This is a genomic window from Agromyces sp. MMS24-JH15, from assembly GCF_043518605.1.
GTDB lineage: Bacteria > Actinomycetota > Actinomycetes > Actinomycetales > Microbacteriaceae > Agromyces.
In genome coordinates this window covers 3,866,623-3,886,168 of record NZ_CP171358.1, presented here as the reverse complement: position 1 = coordinate 3,886,168, position 19,546 = coordinate 3,866,623, and the positions used below count along the sequence as shown (strand labels likewise).

The 19,546-nt window shown below is 74.8% G+C and carries 17 protein-coding genes; 12 read left to right on the top strand and 5 right to left on the bottom strand.

The annotated features are described in order from the left end of the window. Position 1: 1 nt before the first annotated feature. The 4 genes from ACDF64_RS17730 to ACDF64_RS17715 are packed head-to-tail and all read right to left on the bottom strand — an operon-like array spanning position 2 to position 5,306. On the bottom strand, positions 2-1,369 hold the full coding sequence (locus ACDF64_RS17730) for an amidohydrolase (RefSeq protein ID WP_394552665.1): 1,368 nt from the start codon (positions 1,367-1,369) through the stop codon (positions 2-4). 4 nt (positions 1,370-1,373) lie between these two features. Next, positions 1,374-2,747 carry an LLM class flavin-dependent oxidoreductase gene (locus tag ACDF64_RS17725; protein ID WP_394552664.1) on the bottom strand — a complete coding sequence of 458 codons (1,374 nt, stop codon included), beginning with the start codon at positions 2,745-2,747 and terminating at the stop codon, positions 1,374-1,376. Beyond that, the gene (locus ACDF64_RS17720) at positions 2,737-4,119 is read right to left on the bottom strand and encodes an NtaA/DmoA family FMN-dependent monooxygenase (protein WP_394552663.1); all 1,383 of its coding nucleotides are present in this window, start codon (positions 4,117-4,119) and stop codon (positions 2,737-2,739) included. Before ACDF64_RS17720 ends, ACDF64_RS17725 begins: the two co-directional genes overlap by 11 nt. After that, the gene (locus ACDF64_RS17715) at positions 4,116-5,306 is read right to left on the bottom strand and encodes an LLM class flavin-dependent oxidoreductase (protein WP_394552662.1); all 1,191 of its coding nucleotides are present in this window, start codon (positions 5,304-5,306) and stop codon (positions 4,116-4,118) included. Before ACDF64_RS17715 ends, ACDF64_RS17720 begins: the two co-directional genes overlap by 4 nt. 266 nt (positions 5,307-5,572) lie before the next feature. Here ACDF64_RS17715 and ACDF64_RS17710 point away from each other — a divergent pair, with 266 nt between their 5' ends. The 8 genes from ACDF64_RS17710 to ACDF64_RS17675 all read left to right on the top strand — a co-directional run bounded on the left by ACDF64_RS17710 (position 5,573) and on the right by ACDF64_RS17675 (position 13,885). Further along, on the top strand, positions 5,573-5,791 hold the full coding sequence (locus ACDF64_RS17710; RefSeq protein WP_394552661.1) for a hypothetical protein: 219 nt from the start codon (positions 5,573-5,575) through the stop codon (positions 5,789-5,791). Further along, positions 5,792-6,718: an LLM class flavin-dependent oxidoreductase gene (locus ACDF64_RS17705; RefSeq protein WP_394552660.1), complete on the top strand. Its 927-nt coding sequence runs from the start codon at positions 5,792-5,794 to the stop codon at positions 6,716-6,718. Then, positions 6,705-6,944, top strand: coding sequence for a hypothetical protein (locus ACDF64_RS17700; RefSeq protein WP_394552659.1), 240 nt, complete (start codon positions 6,705-6,707; stop codon positions 6,942-6,944). The genes ACDF64_RS17705 and ACDF64_RS17700 overlap by 14 nt, the downstream gene beginning before the upstream one ends. Next, complete coding sequence (locus ACDF64_RS17695) at positions 6,932-7,972, top strand: ABC transporter permease (RefSeq protein WP_394552658.1); 1,041 nt, start codon at positions 6,932-6,934, stop codon at positions 7,970-7,972. Before ACDF64_RS17700 ends, ACDF64_RS17695 begins: the two co-directional genes overlap by 13 nt. Continuing rightward, positions 7,969-8,916: an ABC transporter permease gene (locus ACDF64_RS17690; RefSeq protein ID WP_394552657.1), complete on the top strand. Its 948-nt coding sequence runs from the start codon at positions 7,969-7,971 to the stop codon at positions 8,914-8,916. The genes ACDF64_RS17695 and ACDF64_RS17690 overlap by 4 nt, the downstream gene beginning before the upstream one ends. Then, on the top strand, positions 8,913-10,757 hold the full coding sequence (locus ACDF64_RS17685; RefSeq protein WP_394552656.1) for a dipeptide ABC transporter ATP-binding protein: 1,845 nt from the start codon (positions 8,913-8,915) through the stop codon (positions 10,755-10,757). Before ACDF64_RS17690 ends, ACDF64_RS17685 begins: the two co-directional genes overlap by 4 nt. A 153-nt stretch (positions 10,758-10,910) precedes the next feature. Continuing rightward, positions 10,911-12,527 (top strand): ABC transporter substrate-binding protein, encoded by a 1,617-nt coding sequence (locus ACDF64_RS17680; protein WP_394552655.1) that lies wholly within the window; start codon positions 10,911-10,913, stop codon positions 12,525-12,527. A 26-nt stretch (positions 12,528-12,553) separates the two neighbouring features. Beyond that, the gene (locus ACDF64_RS17675) at positions 12,554-13,885 is read left to right on the top strand and encodes a M20/M25/M40 family metallo-hydrolase (protein WP_394552654.1); all 1,332 of its coding nucleotides are present in this window, start codon (positions 12,554-12,556) and stop codon (positions 13,883-13,885) included. Positions 13,886-13,910: 25 nt separating this feature from the next. Here ACDF64_RS17675 and ACDF64_RS17670 read toward each other — a convergent pair whose 3' ends face one another. Further along, a complete protein-coding gene (locus tag ACDF64_RS17670; RefSeq protein WP_394552653.1) occupies positions 13,911-14,837 on the bottom strand; it encodes a Ppx/GppA phosphatase family protein in 927 nt (308 codons plus the stop codon). An 88-nt stretch (positions 14,838-14,925) separates the two neighbouring features. On the opposite strand from ACDF64_RS17670, the gene ACDF64_RS17665 reads away from it, so the two are divergent. From ACDF64_RS17665 to ACDF64_RS17650, 4 genes are read left to right on the top strand one after another with little or no spacing between them, the layout of a single operon-like run. Continuing rightward, a complete protein-coding gene (locus ACDF64_RS17665; RefSeq protein ID WP_394552652.1) occupies positions 14,926-15,549 on the top strand; it encodes a TetR/AcrR family transcriptional regulator in 624 nt (207 codons plus the stop codon). Further along, positions 15,546-16,829 carry an MFS transporter gene (locus ACDF64_RS17660; protein WP_394552651.1) on the top strand — a complete coding sequence of 428 codons (1,284 nt, stop codon included), beginning with the start codon at positions 15,546-15,548 and terminating at the stop codon, positions 16,827-16,829. The genes ACDF64_RS17665 and ACDF64_RS17660 overlap by 4 nt, the downstream gene beginning before the upstream one ends. Continuing rightward, on the top strand, positions 16,826-18,097 hold the full coding sequence (locus ACDF64_RS17655; protein WP_394552650.1) for an alanine racemase: 1,272 nt from the start codon (positions 16,826-16,828) through the stop codon (positions 18,095-18,097). The genes ACDF64_RS17660 and ACDF64_RS17655 overlap by 4 nt, the downstream gene beginning before the upstream one ends. Further along, entirely contained in the window at positions 18,094-19,431 is a 1,338-nt protein-coding gene (locus tag ACDF64_RS17650) for a D-arabinono-1,4-lactone oxidase (RefSeq protein ID WP_394552649.1), read from the top strand. The genes ACDF64_RS17655 and ACDF64_RS17650 overlap by 4 nt, the downstream gene beginning before the upstream one ends. The last annotated feature ends 115 nt before the right edge of the window (positions 19,432-19,546 follow it).

Genomic DNA, 19,546 nt, shown 5'->3' with positions numbered 1-19,546 from the left:
CTCACGCGAACGTGCCCTCGACGTCGAGCGGCCCGCCGGCGTCCGCGAACTCGTCGCGCACAGCCGTGAGCAGGGCCGCGTCGGCGAGCAGGTCGGCCGCCGTCGCCGCGAGCCCGTACGCGGCATCCGCGGCCGCCGCGAGCGCCTCGGGGGAGCCGGCGTGCTCGGCGAACTCGCGCGTGTGCAGCGCGACACCCGGCGGCGCCACCGCGATCACCGGATGCAGGCCCGGCAGGCGCACGCTCACGTTGCCGAAGTCGGTCGAGGCGCTCGCCCCGGCCGGTGCGTCGGCCGCGCGTCGCACGATCCGGCCGCGCTCGCGCTGGGCGATCGCCCACCGCGCGGCGAGCGGCCCGTTGTGGCGGATGGGGAGGCTGAACGGCTGCGGATCCCAGCGCACCTCGACGCCCGTGCCGGTGGCGAGCGCGATGCCGTGCGCGATGTCCTCGACGCGCGCGGACAGCTCGCGGAGCCCGTCCGTGGTCTCCGAGCGCACGTAATACTCGAGCTCGGCGCGCTCGGGCACCACGTTCGGCCGCTCGCCGCCGTCGACGACGACGCCGTGGATCCGGTCGCCCGGCACGAGGTGCTGGCGCAGCAGGCCGACGGCCTGGTAGTTCAGGGCGACGGCGTCGAGTGCGTTGCGGCCCTGGAAGGGCGCGGCCGCCGCGTGCGCGGCGACGCCGCGGTACGCGACGCGCACGATCCGCCGCCCGATGAAGCGCGGGTCGGCGACGTCCGCGTCGAACGGATGCGCCATCAGCGCGGCGTCCACGCCGTCGAACGCGCCCGCCCGGGCGAGGAGTTCCTTGCCGTTGCCGCCCTCCTCGGCGGGCGTGCCGATGAGCAGCACGCGGCCGGGGAGCGCGGCCGGGTCGCGCCGGCGGACCGCGGCGAGCGCGAGGAAGGCGCCCACCGAGGATGCCGCGATGAGGTGGTGGCCGCAGGCGTGGCCGATGCCGGGCAGCGCGTCGTACTCCGCGAGGAGCGCGACGGTCGGGCCGTCGGCCGGGCCGCCGGGCAGCTCGGCCACGAACGCGGTCGGGAGGCCGTGCACGCCGACCTCGACCGGCAGGCCCGCGGACGAGAGCGCATCGGCGATCGCCGCCACGCTGCCCGCCTCGGCGAACCCGGGCTCCGCGAGCGCGAAGATCCGGTCGGCGAGGCGCGCGAGGTCGGGCGCGGCCGCCTCGACCGCGTCGGCGAGCGCCCGGCGGACCTCGGCCGGAGCCCCGGCGTGGTCCGAGGTGATCGGCGCGGCCAGCGCGGCCCGCCGCGCGGCCTCCCGCGCGAGCTCGTCGAGGTACCGGGAGCTCGGCGTGGTCGGGGCGGGCCCCAGGCGCACGCCGTGCGCCGCCGACGCGGTCACCGGCTCACGCCCGCGAGAGGGCCGGGGCGGCGGCCGGGGAGGGATCGACGGCGACGGATGCCCCGGCGACCGAGGCATCCTGGGCCGTGGCATCCGCTCGCGTGGCGTCCGCTCGCGAGGCTTCCGCTCCCGCGTCGTGCGGCCGCACCGCACCCCACGCCTCGGCCAGGAGGCGGTAGGAGGCGACCCGCCGCTCGTGGTCGTGCGTGATCGTCGTGACCAGCAGCTCGTCGGCGCCGGTGACGCGCTGCAGCGTCTCGAGTCGCTCGACGACGGTCGCAGGCGAGCCGACGAAGCGCGTGTCGAGCCGGTCCTGCACGGCGGCGCGCTCGGCGGCGCCGAGCAGCTCCTCGCCGATCGCGTCCTCCGGGGACGGGTACGGGACGGCGCCCTGCCCTTCGCGGATCGAGAGCACCCACTCGGCGTAGCCGGCGGCGAGCCGGCGCGCCTCGTCGTCGGTCTCCGCGACGACCACGTCGACCGAGACGGTCGTGTACGGGCGGTCGAGTCCGGCCGAAGGTCGGAAGTGCGCGCGGTACTCGGCGAGGGCGTCGAGCACGCCGCTGCCCGCGACGTGGTAGTTCGCGCCGAACCGGAGGCCCAGCCGGCCGGCCAGCCGGGCGCTCTCGCCCGCGCTGGAGCCGTGGACCCACAGCTCGACGTCCGAGCCCTCGGCCGGCAGCACGGTCACCGCGATGCCCTCGCGGGTGTACCCGCCGGCGAAGAACGCGCGGAGGTCGTCGACGTCGTCGGCGAACCGGCCGCCGTCGCCGGGCGAGCGGCCGAGCAGGTGGGCCTGCACGGCGAGCCGGGCCCGGTCGAAGGCGAACGGCCGCGCCGGCGGGATCACGAGCCCGTCGACGACCGCGTTCGGCGTGTCCGCCGACGGTCGGGCGACGGGCGGGGCATCCGGTGCCGGGGGCGCGCCCGCGTCGTCGGGAGCGCCGCCGCCAGGAGCGCCGCTGCCCGGGGCGTCCGCACCCGCGGCGCGCGCGCCCGCGTCGGGCGGCGGAAAGCCCGACCGGCCGAGGCCGAGGTCGACGCGGCCGGGCCAGAGCGCCGCGACCGTGCCGAACGCCTCCGCGACCTGCAGCGGCTCGTAGTTGGCGAGGATCGTCGCCGCGGTGCCGACGCGGATGCGCTCGGTCGACGCCGCGAGGATCCCGAGGAAGGTGTGCGGCGCGGAGCCCGCGACGCCCGGGTTCAGGTGGTGCTCGGCGAGCCAGTACCGCGCGTAGCCGAACGTCTCGGCGCGCCGGGCCAGGTCGATCGAGCGGTGCAGCGCCTCGCCCGCATTCGACCCGGCGGCCACCGGCACGAGGTCGAGCACCGACAGCGGCACGCGTGCACCGGAACGGGCATCCTGCTCAGCCGGCACGACGCACCTCCTCGGCGTCGGCCGCGTCGCGCGGCTCGGGCAGGCCGAGGTTCCGTCGCAGGGTCGCGCCCGGCTCGTAGTCGGTGCGGTACACGCCGCGCTCCTGCAGTTCGGGCACGACGCGGTCGACGAATTCGTCGAGCCCGTGCGGGGACGTCGTGCCGACGACCACGAAGCCGTCCGTGGCGCGTTCCTGCACGTAGCGATCGAACTCGGCGGCGATGTGCGACGGCGTGCCGACGAACGACTGGCGGCTCGTGATGCGGATCACGAACTCGCGCACGCTGAGCGACTCCGCCTCGGACTGCTCGCGCCACGCCTGGGCGATCTGCACGGCGTTCGCGAGCCGCGCCGCGGCCGCCCACCCCTTCGAGAGGCCGCCGTCGGGATCCGGGTCGAACGACGGCAGCGGTCCGTCGGGGTCGAGGTCCGACAGGTCGGTGCCCCACACCTGCTCGAGCACGGTGATCGCGGTCTGCGGGCTCACCTGCGCGAGCGCGGTCTCGCGGGCGCGCTCCTCGGCCTCGGCCTGCGAGTCGCCGATCGAGAACGTGACGGCCGGCAGGATCTTCAGCGAGTCCTCGGTGCGACCCCACCCGGGCAGGCGCCCCTTCACATCGGCGTAGAACGCCTTCGCCTCCTCGAACGCGCTGTGGCGCGAGAAGATCACCTCGGCGTGCTCGGAGGCGAAGTCCCGGCCGTCGGTCGAGTCGCCCGCCTGCACGATCACCGGGTGGCGCTGCGGGCTCCGGGGCACGTTGAAGCTGCCGGAGACGTCGAACTGCGCGCCGCGGTGGACGACGGGCGTGATCGCGTCGTCCGCCAGGAACCGCCCGTCTGCGCGGTCGGCGACGATCGCGTCGGCGGCCCAGGAGTCCCAGAACTCCTTCGCGAGCGCCACGAACTCGTTCGCACGCGCGTAGCGGTCGGCGTGGTCGAGGAATCCGCCGCGGCGGAAGTTCGCTCCGTGGAACGCGTCGGAGCTGGTGACCACGTTCCAGCCGGCCCGCCCGCCGGAGAGGTGGTCGAGCGTCGCGAGCTGCCGCGCGAGCTCGTACGGCTCGTTGAACGTCGAGCTCAGCGTCCCGACGAGCCCGACGTGCTCGGTGACGGCCGCGAGGGCCGCGAGCACGGCGAGCGTGTTCGGCCGGCCGACGACGTCCAGGTCGTGGATGCGGCCCTTGTGCTCGCGCAGGCGCAGGCCCTCGGCGAGGAACACGTAGTCGAACCGGCCGCGCTCGGCCGTGCGGCCGAAGTGCTCGAACGCGCGGAAGTCGATCTGGCTGCGGTGCAGCGGGTCCGACCAGACGGTCGTGCTGTTCACGCCCGGGAAGTGGGCGGCCAGGTGCACCTGGCGCTTGCGGCTGGTCATGCGGCGACCTCCTGCTCGGTGTGGCGGTTGGCGGGGCGTTCGAAGCCGAGGCGGTCGCGGAGCGTCCGGCCCGGGGCATCCGCTCGGTGGAGCTCGGGGACGATCCAGTCGGCGATCTGCTCGAGGTCGCGGGGCAGGCGCGCGGGGCGCAGCCGTACGCCGTCGTAGCCGAGGTCGCCCCAGGCGGCGATGAGCTCGAGGAGTCGGTCGGGCGTGCCGGCGAAGACGAGGGCGTCGGATGCCACGGGCGAGCCGTGCTCCTCGTCGAGGCGGTCGAGCGCGGCGCGCGCGGCGGCCTCGGTCGACTCGAGCACGACGAGCACTTCGCCGAGCACCGACAGCGGGCGCCCGGTGCGGCCGGTGCGCGTCTCGGCGTCGCGGACCTCGCCGAGGATCGACGCGGCCTGCGCCTCGTCGTACGGGGTGACGAACACGAGGTCGGCGCTCGTCGCGGCGAACTCGTACGGCACGGTCTGGTGCGCGAGCGCGGCGACGAGCGGCTGGCCCTGCGGCGACCGCGGCACGATCGAGGCGCCGTGCACCGAGAACCACTCGCCCTCGAAGTGCGCGCCGTGGATGCGCTCGCGGTCGATGAACCGGCCGGTCGCCTGATCGCGGATGATCGCGTCGTCCTCCCAGCTGTCCCAGAGCCGGCGCACGACCTCGACGACGTCGACGGCCTCGCCGAACAGCTCGCGCACGAGCGCCGAGTCGCCGCGGAGCACGGCCTCGGCGTCGAACGGCGGCACGACGCGGCGGCCGAAGTGCTGCGCCTCGTGCGGCGAGCTCGACACCTGCGGGCGCCAGCCGGCCCGGCCGCGGCTCGCGAAGTCGAGCGTCTGCAGCCCGGTGGCGACGTGGAACGGCTCGGTGTGGGTCGTCGTCACGGTGGGGACGAGGCCGATGCGGCTCGTGACCGGCGCGACGAACGAGGCGATGAGCAGCGCGTCCAGGCGACCGCGCACCTCGTCGACGCGCTCGTCGGGCCCGCCGAACGGGCGGGTCTGCAGGCCCAGGGCGTCCTCGATGGTCACGAGGTCGACGTCGGCGCGCTCGGCGAGCTGCGCGAGCGATCGCCAGTAGCCGGCGGTGAACAGCTCGGCCGGTCGGGCCGACGGGTCGCGCCAGGCGGCGGGGTGCCAACCGGCCCCGTCGAGCGCGACGGCGATGGTGGGTCGTCGAGTCATGACCGACACCTTCCGGGGCCGCGCAGGCGGCCCGCAAGGCATGCCGTCACGCGCCGCCGCAATCGCAACACGCCTTCATCGAGGCGCTCCCGGCGGTGTCATGCGAGGTCTCGGAACGGCCGGGCACCGGGCCTCCGGGCGACCCGTTCCGCAACGGGCGTTCACGCGGGGTCACGCTTCGCGACCCGGCTTGTCGGGCCTCGTCGGATGCCCCGACAGTGGGCGCTGACGCCGAACACCAGGGACCGAACGAAGCGAGGCATCCAGTGACGTCGACCACCGAGACCCTTCCGCCACCGACCGGCGGCGGCACCGCCGAGCGTGCCGACACGGCCCCCGCGACCGGCGCGGCCGCCGGGCGGGGCATCCGCAGCATCGCGTTCCTCACGCCCGGCAACTACGACGACGAGCGACCCGAGGTCGGCCTCGAGGAGACGCTCCGCCTGTTCGAGTACGGCGAGCGCCTCGGCTTCGACGGCGCCTGAGTGCGCCAGCGGCACCTCGAGCACGGGGTCTCCTCGGCGGCCGTGTTCCTCGCCGCGGCGTCGCAGCGCACCGCGAGGATCCGCCTCGGCGTCGGGGTCATCCCGATCGGGTACGAGAGCCCGTTCCGCCTCGCCGAGGACCTCTCGACCGCCGACGTGCTCTCGGGCGGACGCCTCGAGGTCGGCGTGAGCGCCGGGCGCCCGCCGCACGTCGAGCTCATCGGGGAGCGCGTGTTCGACGGCGACTGGAGCGGCCAGGACTTCTCCTACGCCCGTATCGAACGGCTGCTCGGCAACCTCGAGGGCGGATTCCTCGGCGGACCCGACGCCGTGATCCGCTCGCCCGGCAACGTGCAGCGACCGCGGCTCCAGCCCTACGCGGAGGGCCTGCGCGACCGCGTCTGGTACGGCGCCGCGTCGATCGCCTCCGCGGCGTGGGCGGGCGAGCACGGTCTCGGGCTGCTGACCGGCAACATCGTGGCCGGCGACGCCGACGGCTCGGCCGGGTTCGCCGGGGTCCAGACGCGCGTGCTCGACCAGTACCGTCGCAGCTTCCGCGGCGACGGCGGCCCGCGCGTCGCGCTCGGCCGCGTGATCGTGCCCACCGACGGCGCCGATCGGGCGACGCAGGCGCGGTACGCCGAGTACCGCGCGAGCCGGCAGGAGCGCACGCTCGGGCCGCACGGCGAGCGGGGCATCCGGTTCGCGCCCGACCTCGTCGGCCCGTCGGACCAGATCCTCGAGCAGCTGCTCGCGGACCCCGTGGTCGCCGACGTGACCGACCTGCGCCTCGAGTTGCCGTACGAGTTCTCGATCGACGACTACCGGCAGATCCTCGACGACGTCGTGACCCGGATCGCGCCCGAGCTCGGCTGGACGCCGGGCGGCGCGCACGAACAGGGCGGAGCCGTCGATGCGCGCGGGTGACCCGATCCCGGTGGTCGCGGTGAGCGCCCACTGGGCGCCCGCGGTGCTCGCCGCCGCCGGCGCCGCCGCCGCGCTCGCCGCGGGCGCGCCCGCGGAGCTCGTGACACCGGCCCTGGCGGTGCGCCGCCCCGCGCGCGGACGTCGTGCGACGTTCAGCGACCGGCGCGTGCGCATCGCGTTCGCACGGATCGTGCGCCGCCTCGAGGCGGACGGATGGCCGACCTGATGCTCCGCTACGGAGGGGTCCGGCTGCTGCAGGCCGTCGGCGTGCTGTGGGCCGCGTACACGGTCTCGTTCCTCGTGCTCTACGCGCTGCCCGGCGACCCGGTGTCCCTGCTCGCGGGCGCCGACGCGAACGACCTCAGCCGCGAGCAGCTCGACGCGCTGCGCGCACAGTACGGCCTCGACCGGCCGCTGCTCGTGCAGTACCTCGACCAGCTCGCCGCGGTCGTGCGCGGAGACCTGGGCACCTCGATCGTGAGCGGCCGCCCGGTGACGGAGATCATCGGCGAGGCGCTGCCGCCGACGATCGCGATCGCCGCGTCCGCGCTGCTGCTCGCGGTCGTGTTCGGCGCGGCCCTCGCGATCCTCGCGAACCTCACCCGGCACCGCTGGCTGGCGAACGTCCTGCTCGGCCTGCCGCCCCTCGGCGTCGCCGTCCCGGCGTTCTGGCTCGGGCTCATGCTCCTGCAGTGGTTCTCGTTCTCGCTGCCGGTCTTCCCGGCCGTCGGGGACCGCGGGTTCGCGTCGATCGTCCTGCCCGCGATCACGCTCGCGGTGCCGACAGGCGCGATGATCGCCCAGCTCCTCTCGAAGGGGATCGCGACCACGCTCACCGAACCGTACGTCGACACCGCGTGGGCCAAGGGCGCGACACGGGCGCGAGTCCACCTCGGCCACGCGCTGAAGAACGCCGTGCTGCCGGCGCTCACCATCACGGGACTCATCGTCGGGCAGCTGCTCTCGGGCACGGTCGTCACCGAGACGGTGTTCTCGCGGCCCGGCATCGGGCGCGTGACGGCGAGCGCGGTGGAGCAGCAGGACGTCCCCGTCGTCCAGGGCGTCGTGCTGCTCGCGGCGACCGTCTTCGTCGTCGCGAACCTCGCGGTCGACCTCGCGTACCCGCTGCTCGACCCGCGCATCCTCGGCGCTCGACACCGTCGGCAGCGGCCCGCCGCAGCGGCGCGCGCGTTCGCACCGCCGACGTCCGCGCCCGCACCCGCGACCGCCTCGGCGACGGGGGAGGCGGCATGAGCGAGACCACGGCCCTCGTCCCCGACCGCCGGCAGGAGTCGGCGGACGTCTTCGCAGCGACCGCGGGCGCCCGCTTCGCCGACGCCGTCCGCAGCCGCTCGGCCGGTGCGGCACGCCGGGCGCGGCACCGCCTCGCCTGGTCGGCGCGGCGGCCGACCGTGCTCCTGTCCGCCGTCGTGCTCGCGCTCGTCGTCGTCGCGGCGGTCGCGCCGTGGGTGCTCGCGCCCGGCGACCCGCTGGACGGCGTGCCCGCCGACCGGCTCCAGGCGCCGTCCGCCGCGCACTGGTTCGGAACCGATCAGCTCGGGCGGGACCTGTACACGCGCGTCGTGCACGGCTCCTCCCTCACGGTGACGGCCGCCGCGATCGCCGTGGCGACGGGACTCGTGTTCGGCACGCTCCTCGGCCTCGTCGCGGGCTTCGTCGGTCGCTGGGTCGACGACGCCGTGATGCGGATCGCCGACGTGCTGCTCGCCATCCCGGCCCTGCTGCTGTCCCTCGCGATCGTCACCGCGCTCGGGTTCGGCACCGTGAACGTCGCGGTCGCGGTCGGGTTCGCGAGCATCGCGACGGTCTCGCGCATCTCCCGGTCCGAAGTGCTCCGCGTGCGCACGTCGCTCTTCGTCGACGCCGCCCGGGCGTCCGGCGACCGATGGGGGCGCATCCTGTTCCGCCACGTGCTGCCGAACGCGGCCGCGCCGGTCCTGGTGCTCGCGGTCCTCGAGTTCGCGGGTGCGATCCTCGCGGTGTCGGCGCTCAGCTTCCTCGGCTACGGCGCGCAGCCGCCCGCGCCCGAGTGGGGCGCACTCGTCGCCGGCGGGCGCGACTACCTGCGGACCGCGTGGTGGCTGACCACGCTGCCCGGCCTCGTGATCGTCGCGACCGTGCTCGCCGCCAACCGGCTCTCCCGGGCCCTCGACGTCGAAGGGAGGCGCACCCGATGAGCGCCGACGAGACCACGCCCCGCGCCGCGTCGCCGGCATCGTCGCCGCGGGCGCGGTCGCGGCCGGCCGCCCGCCCGGACGGCGCCGAGCCGCTGCTCGCGATCGACCGGCTCGCGGTCCGCTACCGCACCGCCGACGGCGGCGTCATCGACGGCGTCCGCGAGGCGTCGCTCGAGGTCGGCGTCGGCGAGACCGTCGCGATCGTCGGCGAGTCCGGCTCGGGCAAGTCCACGACCGCGCACGCCGTCGTGCAGCTCCTCCCGTCGTCGGCGTCGATCGCGGGCGGGGCGGTGCGGTTCCGCGGCCGCGACCTGATCGCAGCGGGTCGAGCCGAGCTCCGGGGCATCCGCGGGCGTGCGATCGCCTTCGTCCCGCAGGACCCGACCGTGAGTCTCAACCCGGTGCGCCGGGTCGGCGACCAGGTCGCCGAGGTGCTCCGCATCCACGGCCTCGCCGACCGCCGGACCGCGGCGCTCCGCGCGGTCGACGCGCTCGCCGAGGCGGGCCTGCCCGACCCGGTCGGCACGGCCGCGAGGTATCCGCACGAGCTCTCCGGCGGCATGCGGCAGCGCGTCCTGATCGCGATCGCGATCATCGCGCGGCCGGCGCTGCTCATCGCGGACGAGCCGACGAGCGCGCTCGACGTCACCGTGCAGCGGCACATCCTCGATCGGATCGACCGCCTGAAGCACGAACTCGGCACGAGCGTGCTGCTCATCACGCACGACCTCGGCGTCGCGGCCGACCGCGCCGACCGGATCGTCGTGATGTCGCAGGGCGAGGTCGTCGAGCAGGGCACGCCCGCCCAGGTGCTCGGGAACCCGACGCATCCCTACACGCGCGCGCTGATCCGCGCGGCGCCGAGCCTCGACGGGCGGGCGGCGGAGGCCCCGGCCCCCGGCACGGCCGGAGCGGATGTCCCCGGCACGGCCGGAGCGGATGCCCCTCCGCCGGCGCGCCCGGCGGTCGCGGTGTCGGGCCGGCCCGGCGACCCGTTCGGCGAGCGACCCGACGGCGACGGCGGCTTCGCCCCCGGCGGGCCGAGCGTGCTGGCGGCCCACGGGCTCGTGAAGGACTTCCCGGTCGCGCGTGCCGCGGGCGGTGGCGTGCAGCGCGCGGTCGACGACGTGAGCTTCGCCATCCCGCGCGGGCGCACGCTCGCGCTCGTGGGGGAGTCGGGGTCGGGCAAGTCGACGACCGCGCGGCTCGTGCTCCGCCTGGCCGACCCGACCGAGGGGCGCGTCGAGTTCGACGGCGTCGACATCACCGGGCTCCGCGGGGGCGCGCTCCGCCAGTTCCGCCGGCGCGCCCAGCTCGTCCACCAGAACCCGTACGCGTCGCTCAACCCGCGGCTCACGATCGAGCGCATCGTCGCGGACCCGCTCGAGGCGTTCGGGCTCGGCACGCGGGCCGATCGGCGGCGGCGCGTGGCCGAGCTCCTCGACGTCGTCGCGCTGCCGAGCACGGTGCTCGACCGGCGCCCGGCCGAGCTCTCGGGCGGGCAGCGGCAGCGCGTCGCGATCGCCCGCGCGCTCACGGTCGCGCCCGAGCTGCTCGTGCTCGACGAGCCCGTCTCCGCGCTCGACGTGTCGATCCAGGACCAGGTGCTCACCCTGCTCGCCGGGATCCAGGCCGAGTTCGGCGTGAGCTACCTCTTCATCTCGCACGACCTCGCGGTCGTGCGACGGATCGCGCACGAGGTCGCCGTCATGCGATCGGGCCGCGTGGTCGAGGCGGGCGAGACCGTCGAGGTCTTCCGCGCGCCGCGCGATCCGTACACGCGCGAGCTGCTCGACGCGATCCCGGGGCGCTCGGCGCGGGCCGGCCTCGCGCCGGTCTAGCGACCGCGCGGTCGACCGGCCGCGCGCCGGTCAGCCGGTCCACCGCCCCCACCGCCCCCACCGCCCCCACCGCCCCCACCGCCCCCACCGTCCGCTCCATCCGCCCCTCCAGACCATCCACACCGTCCCCGTCCACCACACCAGGAGCCACGCATGTCCATCCTCCGACCCACCGTGATCGCCGCCTCGGCGGCGGTCACCGCCCTGATCCTCGCCGGCTGCGCCGGCGCGGACGAGGCGGCCGCGCCCACCGCCGACGCCGTGACCGAGGGCGGCGACCTCGTCTTCGCCATCGGCAACGACCCGATCTCGCTGAACCCGTCCGGGGTCGGGTCCGGCAACGACACCCTCTACGTGACCCGCCAGCTCGTCGACTCGCTGCTCTACCAGGACCCGGCGACCGGCGGGCTCGAGCCGTGGCTCGCCGCCGACTGGTCGAGCAACGACGACGCGACGGTGTTCACCTTCGACCTCCGCGACGACGTCACGTTCTCGGACGGCACCCCGCTCACCCCCGAGGACGTGAAGGGCACGCTCGACGACATCGTCGCGGCGGGTGCGCAGAGCCAAGCCGCGTCCTTCGTCATCGGCTACCAGGAGTCCGTCGTCGTCGACGAGGACACCGTCGAGGTGCACTTCGCCAGCCCGAACGCCGCGTTCCCGAACTCGACCGCCACGGTCGCGCTCGGCATCGTCGCGGCCTCGACCCGGGCGACGCCGTACGCCGAGCGCGCCGACGGGAAGGCCGTCGTCGGCAGCGGGCCGTTCACGCTCGGCGAGTACCAGAAGGACGTCCAGACCGTGCTCGAGCGCCGTGACGACTACGCGTGGGGCCCCGCCCCGCTCGGCAACGACGGCGCCGCGCACCTGGACTCGGTCACCTTCCAGGTGGTCCCCGAGGCGGGCGTGCGCACGGGCAGCCTCATCTCTGGCCAGGTCGACGTGATCGGCGGCGTGCAGCCCATCGACACCCAGGTCATCGAGGATGCCGGGTTCCCGCTGGTCCACCGCGGAAACCCCGGCGCGACCTTCGGCATCTACTTCAACGAGGCGCGGCCGATCGTGGCCGACCTCGCGGTCCGGAAGGCGATCGCCGCGGCGATCGACCCCGAGCTCGTGCGCGACACCGCGCTGAACGACCTGTTCGCCGTCGCGACGAGCTCGCTCGCGGCGACCACGCCCGGCTACGCCGACCAGTCGGACGCCTTCGCCTACGACCCCGACGAGGCCGCGGACCTGCTCGACGACGCGGGCTGGACGGTCGGCGACGACGGCATCCGCCAGAAGGACGGCCAGCGGCTCTCGCTCGACCTCGCGTGGATCACCAACTTCGGCCCGAACCAGACCTCGCTCGAGCTCATCCAGCAGCAGCTGAAGGAGGTCGGGGTCGAGGTGAACCTGGTCGGCGGCGCGGTGCCCGAGTTCCTGAAGCTGCAGGAGGCCGGCGACTTCGACCTGTCGTGGCAGAACCTGTCGCGCGCCGACGGCGACGTGCTCCGCACGTCGTACTCCGTCGCCGCGACCAACCGACTGCACCTCGACGACCCGGAGCTCGAGGAGCTGCTGCAGGAGCAGGCCGCGACGGCCGATCCGGCTGCGCGCGACGAGGTGCTCGCCGACGCGCAGGCGCGGCTCGCGGAGCAGGTGCACCAGGTGCCGGTGCACGAACTGACGTCGATCCTCGGCACGCAGGAGACCGTCCACGGCGTCTCGCTCGGCGCGGACTCGCGCCTCGACTCGCTGGTCGCCGCGTGGAAGGCCGCCGGGTAGTCCCGGCGGAGGAGGAGGATCGTCGCATGGGCGAACGCGTGCCCCGGGCCGGATCGGCGCTCGAGGCGGAGGCGCTCCGGTTCATCCGGGACCTGATCCGCATCGAGAGCGTCAACACCGGCGACCTCCACACCGTCGGCGACGGGGAGGCACGCGCCGCCCGCTACGTCCGGGATGCGCTCGAGGAGGTCGGCTACGAGACGACCTACCTGGAGTCGCATCCCGGGCGCGGCAACGTGATCGCGAGGCTGCCGGGAGCCGACCCGGCCCGCGGCGCGCTCGTGGTGCACGCGCACCTCGACGTCGTGCCGGTCGACGGGCAGGACTGGACGCGGCCGCCGTTCGACGCGGTCGTGGAGGACGGGATCCTCTACGGCCGCGGCGCGGTCGACATGAAGGACTTCGCGGGCGTGATCCTCGCGGTCGCGCGCGCGTTCAAGCGGGAGGGCGTCGTGCCCGCCCGCGACCTCGTGTTCGCGTTCTTCGCCGACGAGGAGGCGGGCGGCGTCTGGGGCGCGCGCTGGCTCGTCGAGCACCACCCCGAGGTGTTCGCCGGCGCGACCGAGGCGCTGAGCGAGGTCGGCGGGTTCTCGGTGCCGTTCGGGGATCGCCGCCGTGCCTACCTCGTCGCGACCGCCGAGAAGGGGGTCGCCTGGGTCGGGCTCCGCGCGTCGGGTCGGCCCGGGCACGGCTCCCGGCCGAGGCCCGACAATGCGGTGGTGCGCCTGGCCGGCGCGGTCGCCCGGATCGGCGCGCACCGCTTCCCGGTCACGCGGACCCCGGCGGTCGCCGAGCTCCTGGACCGGTTCGGCGAGGCCGCGGGCATCGACTTCGACGACGACCGCATCGACGGGCAGCTCGCGTCGCTCGGGTTCACGGGCGACCTCATCGGCGCGTCCCTGCGCGACACGGTCTCGCCCACGGTGCTGGCGGCGGGCTCGAAGACGAACGTGATCCCGGCGGTCGCCGAGGCCGCGCTCGACGTGCGCATCCTGCCGGGCCACGAGGGGATCGTCCGCGCCGAGCTCGACGCGCTCGCGGGCGACGGCGTCGAGGTCGACTTCGGCCGGTGGATCCCGCCGATCGACGCCGACCCCGCAGCGCCGCTCATCGGCGTGCTCCAGCGCGCGATCGCGCGCGAGGATCCCGACGGCGTGGTCGTGCCGTACCTGCTGCCGGCGAGCACGGACAACAAGCAGCTGTCCCGCCTCGGCATCGCCGGGTACGGGTTCGTGCCGTTGCGCGTGCCCGACGGGTTCGACGTCTTCGGGCAGTTCCACACCGCCGACGAGCACGTGCCGGTCGAGAGCCTCTACTTCTCGGCGCGCGTGACCGCCGACCTGCTGCGCGAGGCGTAGCCCGGCCGGCGGGCCGGCCCGCGGCTCACGCGAGCTGGTCGAGCCGGCGCAGGATCAGTCCCTCGCGCAGCGCCCACGGCGAGACCTCGAGTTCGGCGACCTTGAACGCGCGCATGGCCTCGCTGAGCACGACGGCGCCCGCGACGATCTGGAACGTGCGATCGGGCGTGATGCCGGGCAGCGCCGGGCGTGCGTCGGCGGGGATGCGCGCGAGTCGCGGGGTCCAGTCGTCGAGGCCCTTGAGCGGCAGCACCGCGCGCTCGGATGTCCCGGAGCCGTCGCTCGTGAGGCCCGCGAGCCGTGCGAGCGAGCGGATGGTCTTGGACGACCCGACGGTGAGGTCCGCGCGGGGCTTCAACGGGAAGTCCCGCACGACGTCGGCGAGCACGGCGCGCGCGTGGTCGCGGAGTCGGTCGACCTGGACGGACGTGGGCGGGTCGTCGGGGAGGAACTCGATCGTCGCGCGCCCGGCGCCGAGCGGCACCGAGAGCGCGACCTCGGGCTCCTCGTCGAGCCCCTGGGCGATCTCGAGGGACCCGCCGCCGATGTCGAACAGGAGGATCCGCTCGGCCGACCAGCCGTACCAGCGGCGCACGGCGAGGAACGTGAGCCTCGCCTCGTCCTCGCCCGACAGCACGCCGAGCTCGACACCGGTCTCCTGCGTGATGCGCGCGAGCACCTCCTCGCCGTTCGCGGCCTCGCGGATCGCGGACGTCGCGAAGGGGAGGAGTTCCTCGATGCCGTCGGCGCGCGCGGCGTCGACGGCGTCGCGGATGGCGTCGATGATGCCCTGGACGCCCGCTTCGCCGATCGATCCGTCGTCTTCGAGGTAGCGCATGAGCCGGAGCACGGACTTGTGCGAGGCCGCCGGGATCGGCCGTGCGCCGGGGTGGGCGTCCACGACGAGCAGGTGGACCGTGTTCGAGCCGACGTCGAGGACTCCGAGGCGCATGATGCGAGGCTAGCCGCGTTCGTGCATAATGATGCGACTGGGACGAACGTCCCACTTCAGGCAACGCGACGGCGCGAAGGGAGCACCGGTGACCCGCATCCCCGCCGCCGAGCGCCGTGCCGCGCTCGTCGAGGCCGCCATCCGCGTCGTCGCCCGCGAGGGCATCGCCCACGCCACCACGCGCGCGATCGTCGCCGAGGCCGGCATGAGCCTCGCGAGCTTCCACTACGCCTTCGACTCGCGCGATGCGCTCATCGACGAGGTCATCCGCACGGTCGTCGCACGCGAGCAGCAGGCCGTCGTCCCCGGACCGGCCGACTTCGGCGACTTCGCCGAGCTCGGCCACGGCGTGGGCCTGCGCGACCTCCTCGAGGCGGGCCTGCTCCGCTACCTCGACCACCTCCGCGTCGAGCCCGCGCGCGAGCTCGCGATGCTCGAGCTCACGCTCTACGCGCTCCGCTCGCCGGAGCGGCATCCGCTCGCCGTCATGCAGTACGCGCGCTACGCCGAGCTCGCCGCCGAGGCCCTCGAGATCGCGGCGGCCGCCTCGGGCGCCCGCTGGCGGATCCCGGTCGCCGAGGTCGCCCACACCCTCGTCGCGTTCACCGACGGACTCACCACCACCTGGCTGGTCGGCCGCGACGAAGTGGCGGCCCGCCGGGTCGTCGCCGCGGCCGCCGACGCCCTCTCGAGAATGGCGGACCCCGCATGACCGACGTCGACGCCGAACGCTCCGACGCCGCCGCCCCGGCGACCGGGGCGTTCGCCGAGCCCGTCCGGAAGGTGGGCGCCGGCTGGATCGCCGCGTTCGCCACGGCCTGGTTCGGCATCTGGATGGCGCAGCTCGCGCCCGTTCAGCTGCTGCTGCCGGCCCAGATCGACGCCGTGCTCCACCCCGAGGACTGGACCGAGAGCGTGCTCGCGTTCGGCATCGTGTCGGGCATCGCGGCGATCGCGACGGTGATCGCCTACCCGCTCGCGGGCGCGCTCAGCGATCGCACGACGTCGCGGTTCGGCCGCCGCCGCCCCTGGATCGCGGCCGGGACGCTGGCGTTCGCGCTCGCGCTCGTCGCCCTCGGGTTCCAGCGCGACATCGTGGGCATCGGGCTGTGCTGGGTGCTCGCGAGCATCGGGTTCTGCATCGTGACCTCCGCGCTCACCGCGACGATCTCCGACCAGGTGCCGGTCGACCAGCGCGGGTTCGTGTCCGGGTGGATGTCGGCGCCGCAGGCGGTGGGCGTCATCGTCGGGCTCGTCATCGTGACCATGCTCGTCAAGGGCCAGGAGGCGGGGTACGCGGTCCTCGCGGCCGCGATGATCGTGCTCGTGCTGCCGTTCCTCGGCCGCCGGGACCGTCCGCTGGCGGTCGGCGAGCGCGCGCGCGTCACCGCGCACGGCATCCTCGAGGGCTTCTGGATCAGCCCGCGCCGGTACCCCGACTTCGGCTGGACGCTGCTCAGCCGCATCCTCGTCTCGGTCGGCAACGCCCTCGGCACGAGCCTGCTGCTCTACTTCCTCATGTTCCAGCTCGACGACGAGCACGCCGAGGACGACCTGATCATCCTCACGCTCATCTACATGGTGTTCGTGATCCTCGCGTCGCTGCTCCTCGGCAAGCTGAGCGACCGCACCGGAAAGCGGAAGGGCTTCGTGTTCCTCGCGTCCGCGCTCCAGGCGGTCGCCGCGCTCGTCCTCGCGATCGTGCCCGACCTGACCGCCGCGATGGTCGCGGCGGGCATCCTCGGCCTCGGCTACGGCTGCTTCCTCTCGGTCGACCAGGCGCTCGCGACCCAGGTCCTGCCCGACCCGGCGTCGCGCGGCAAGGACCTCGGCATCATGAACATTGCGACCGCCGTCCCGCAGGCGGTCGGCCCGCTCATCGGCGCGGTCGCGGTGGTGCTCACCGGGTCCTTCACGCTCGTGTTCGTCCTGTCGGCCGTGTTCGCACTCGGCGGCGCGTTCGCGGTCGCCCGCGTGCGGAGCGTCCGATGACCGCGCGCGACCTCGACCTCGTGGGCCCCGCGACCGCGGTGGACGCCTCGCGCGACGCGTCCGCGATGCCGTGGCTCGACCCGGCCCGGTACTGGGGCGGGCTCACGGATGCCACGGCCCACCTGGACGCCCCGGTCGGCGCCCTGCACCTCGGCGCGCTCCGGCACAACGCGGCCGACCTCGTGCGCCGTGCGGGCGGCACCCCGATCCGCGTCGCGTCCAAGTCGATCCGCGTGCGCGGGGTGATCGAGGCGCTCCTGCGCCTGCCCGGCTACCACGGCGTGCTCGCGTACACGCTCGCCGAGGCGATCTGGCTCGCGGAGAACGTCGACGACATCGTCATCGGGTACCCGACCGCCGAGCGCGCGGGCATCCGGCGCCTCGCGACCGACCCGCGGCTCGCGTCGCGGATCACCCTCATGGTCGACTCGCCCGAGCAGCTCGACCTGGTCGACGCGGTGCTGCCGCCTGGCGAGCGCGAGGAGATCCGCGTCTGCCTCGAACTGGATGCCTCGTGGAAGGCGCCCGTCCTCGGGCACCTCGGCGTCCGCCGCTCGCCCGTGCACTCGCCCGAGCAGGCCGGGGCCCTCGCGGCGTACATCGCGGCACGCCCGGGCTTCCGCCTCGTCGGCATGATGTCGTACGAGGCGCAGATCGCGGGCGTCACGAACCGCCCGCCCGGCAAGCCCGTCGCGGGCGCCGTGAACCGCTGGATGCAGGGGCAGTCGATGCCCGAGCTCCTCGACCGTCGCGCACGCGCGGTCGCCGCGGTCCGCCGCGTCGCCGACCTCGAGTTCGTGAACGGCGGCGGCACCGGCTCGCTCGAGGCGACCGGCGCGGATGCCTCGGTGACCGAGATCGGCGCCGGCAGCGGCGTGTTCGGCGGGCACCTCTTCGACGGGTACGCCCACTTCACGCCCGCACCGGCCGCGTCGTTCGCGATGGACGTCGTGCGCGCGCCGAGTGCCGAGCACCGCACGGTGCTGGGCGGCGGATGGGTCGCGTCGGGACCGCCCGCACCGGACCGCCTGCCGAAGATCGTCTGGCCCGAAGGGCTGCACTACCAGCCGCGCGAGGCCGCCGGCGAGGTGCAGACGCCGCTGAGCGGTGCCGGGATCTCCCGGCTCCGGCCCGGCGACCGGGTCTGGTTCCGGCACACGAAGTCGGGGGAGCTCGCCGAGCACCTCACCACCTTCGCGCTCGTCGACGACGACCGCGTGATCGACGAGATCCCCACCTACCGGGGAGAGGGGAAGGCGTTCCTGTGACCGCGAGCGGAGAAGTCTGGCGCAACTGGGGCCGGAGCGAGCAGGTCCGTCCGAGGCGCATCGAGCGGCCGTCGTCGCCCGAGGCCGTGCAGCGCGCGGTCGTCGCGGCCGCCGGGCAGGGCCTGCGCGTGAAGCCGATCGGCTCGGGTCACAGCTTCACCGCGATCGCGGTCGCACCCGACGTCCAGCTCGACCTGACCGCGCTCGAGGGCGTCCTCGACGACTCCGAGGCATCCGAGGGCCGGCTCACGCTCGGCGCGGGCACCCGGCTGCACCAGCTCCCGGCGCTCCTCGAGCCCTACGGCCTCGCGCTGGCGAACATGGGCGACATCGATCGGCAGACGATCTCGGGCGCGACCTCGACCGGCACGCACGGCACCGGGCTCGGGTTCGGCGGGCTCGCGACGCAGATCGTCGCGGCGCGCCTGGTCACGGGTGAGGGCGAGCTGATCCGGGTGGCCCCCGACGAGCGGCCCGAACTCCTGCCCGCGGTCCGGCTCGGCCTCGGCTCGCTCGGCGTGCTGGTGGATGTCACGCTCCAGCTGGTCCCGCGCTACCTCCTGCACGCCGTCGAGCGCCCGGAGCCGCTCGAGGAGGTCCTCGACACGTGGACCGACCGCGTGCGCGGCGCCGACCACTTCGAGTTCTACTGGTTCCCGCACACCGAGACGGCGCTCACGAAGACCAACACGCGCCTGCCGGCCGACGCCGAGCGCCGGCCGCTCGGCCGCGTCTCGCGGTGGGTCGACGACGAACTCGTCGCCAACGGCCTCTACCGGGTCGCGTGCAACCACGCACGGTGGTTTCCCGGGATCACGCCGTTCGTCGCGCGCCAGGCGGACCGCCTCACCGGGACGCGCGACTTCACCGACTGGTCGCCGTCGGTCTTCGTGACGAACCGCACCGTCCGCTTCCGCGAGATGGAGTACGCGATCCCGCTCGAGCGCGTGCCCGACGCGCTCCGCGAGGTGAAGGCGCTCATCGAGCGGAAGGGCTGGAAGATCAGCTTCCCGATCGAGGTGCGCGCGGCCGCGCCCGACGCGAACTGGCTCTCGACCGCGTACGAGCGCGAGACGGGCTACATCGCCGTGCACCGGTTCTTCCGCGAGGACCCGACCGAGTACTTCCAGGCGGTCGAGCAGATCATGGTCGAGCGCGGCGGACGCCCGCACTGGGGCAAGATGCACACGCGCGACGCCGAGTACCTGCGGGGCGCGTACCCCCGGTTCGACGAGTTCCTCGCGGTGCGGGACGAGCTCGATCCGCGGGGTGTCCTGCTCAACCCGTACCTCGAGCGCGTGCTCGGCGTCACGCGCACGGTGCCCGCACGCTGAGCGTGCGCCCGGCGGGCTCCGGGGGCTTCCTTCGAGTCCCATGGGAAACGCATGAGGCGGTCGGTGCACCGTCGTAGGATGAGGGCACCGTCCGCATCGCCCCTCGAGGAGTGTC

Excerpts from the sequence above, each read along its gene's own strand:
- ACDF64_RS17720 (WP_394552663.1), bottom strand. The coding sequence starts at position 4,119 with ATGACCAGCCGCAAGCGCCAGGTGCACCTGGCCGCCCACTTCCCGGGC.
- ACDF64_RS17715 (WP_394552662.1), bottom strand. The coding sequence starts at position 5,306 with ATGACTCGACGACCCACCATCGCCGTCGCGCTCGACGGGGCCGGTTGG.
- ACDF64_RS17700 (WP_394552659.1), top strand. The coding sequence starts at position 6,705 with ATGCGCGCGGGTGACCCGATCCCGGTGGTCGCGGTGAGCGCCCACTGG.
- ACDF64_RS17695 (WP_394552658.1), top strand. The coding sequence starts at position 6,932 with ATGGCCGACCTGATGCTCCGCTACGGAGGGGTCCGGCTGCTGCAGGCC.
- ACDF64_RS17690 (WP_394552657.1), top strand. The coding sequence starts at position 7,969 with ATGAGCGAGACCACGGCCCTCGTCCCCGACCGCCGGCAGGAGTCGGCG.
- ACDF64_RS17685 (WP_394552656.1), top strand. The coding sequence starts at position 8,913 with ATGAGCGCCGACGAGACCACGCCCCGCGCCGCGTCGCCGGCATCGTCG.
- ACDF64_RS17680 (WP_394552655.1), top strand. The coding sequence starts at position 10,911 with ATGTCCATCCTCCGACCCACCGTGATCGCCGCCTCGGCGGCGGTCACC.
- ACDF64_RS17675 (WP_394552654.1), top strand. The coding sequence starts at position 12,554 with ATGGGCGAACGCGTGCCCCGGGCCGGATCGGCGCTCGAGGCGGAGGCG.
- ACDF64_RS17670 (WP_394552653.1), bottom strand. The coding sequence starts at position 14,837 with ATGCGCCTCGGAGTCCTCGACGTCGGCTCGAACACGGTCCACCTGCTC.
- ACDF64_RS17660 (WP_394552651.1), top strand. The coding sequence starts at position 15,546 with ATGACCGACGTCGACGCCGAACGCTCCGACGCCGCCGCCCCGGCGACC.
- ACDF64_RS17655 (WP_394552650.1), top strand. The coding sequence starts at position 16,826 with ATGACCGCGCGCGACCTCGACCTCGTGGGCCCCGCGACCGCGGTGGAC.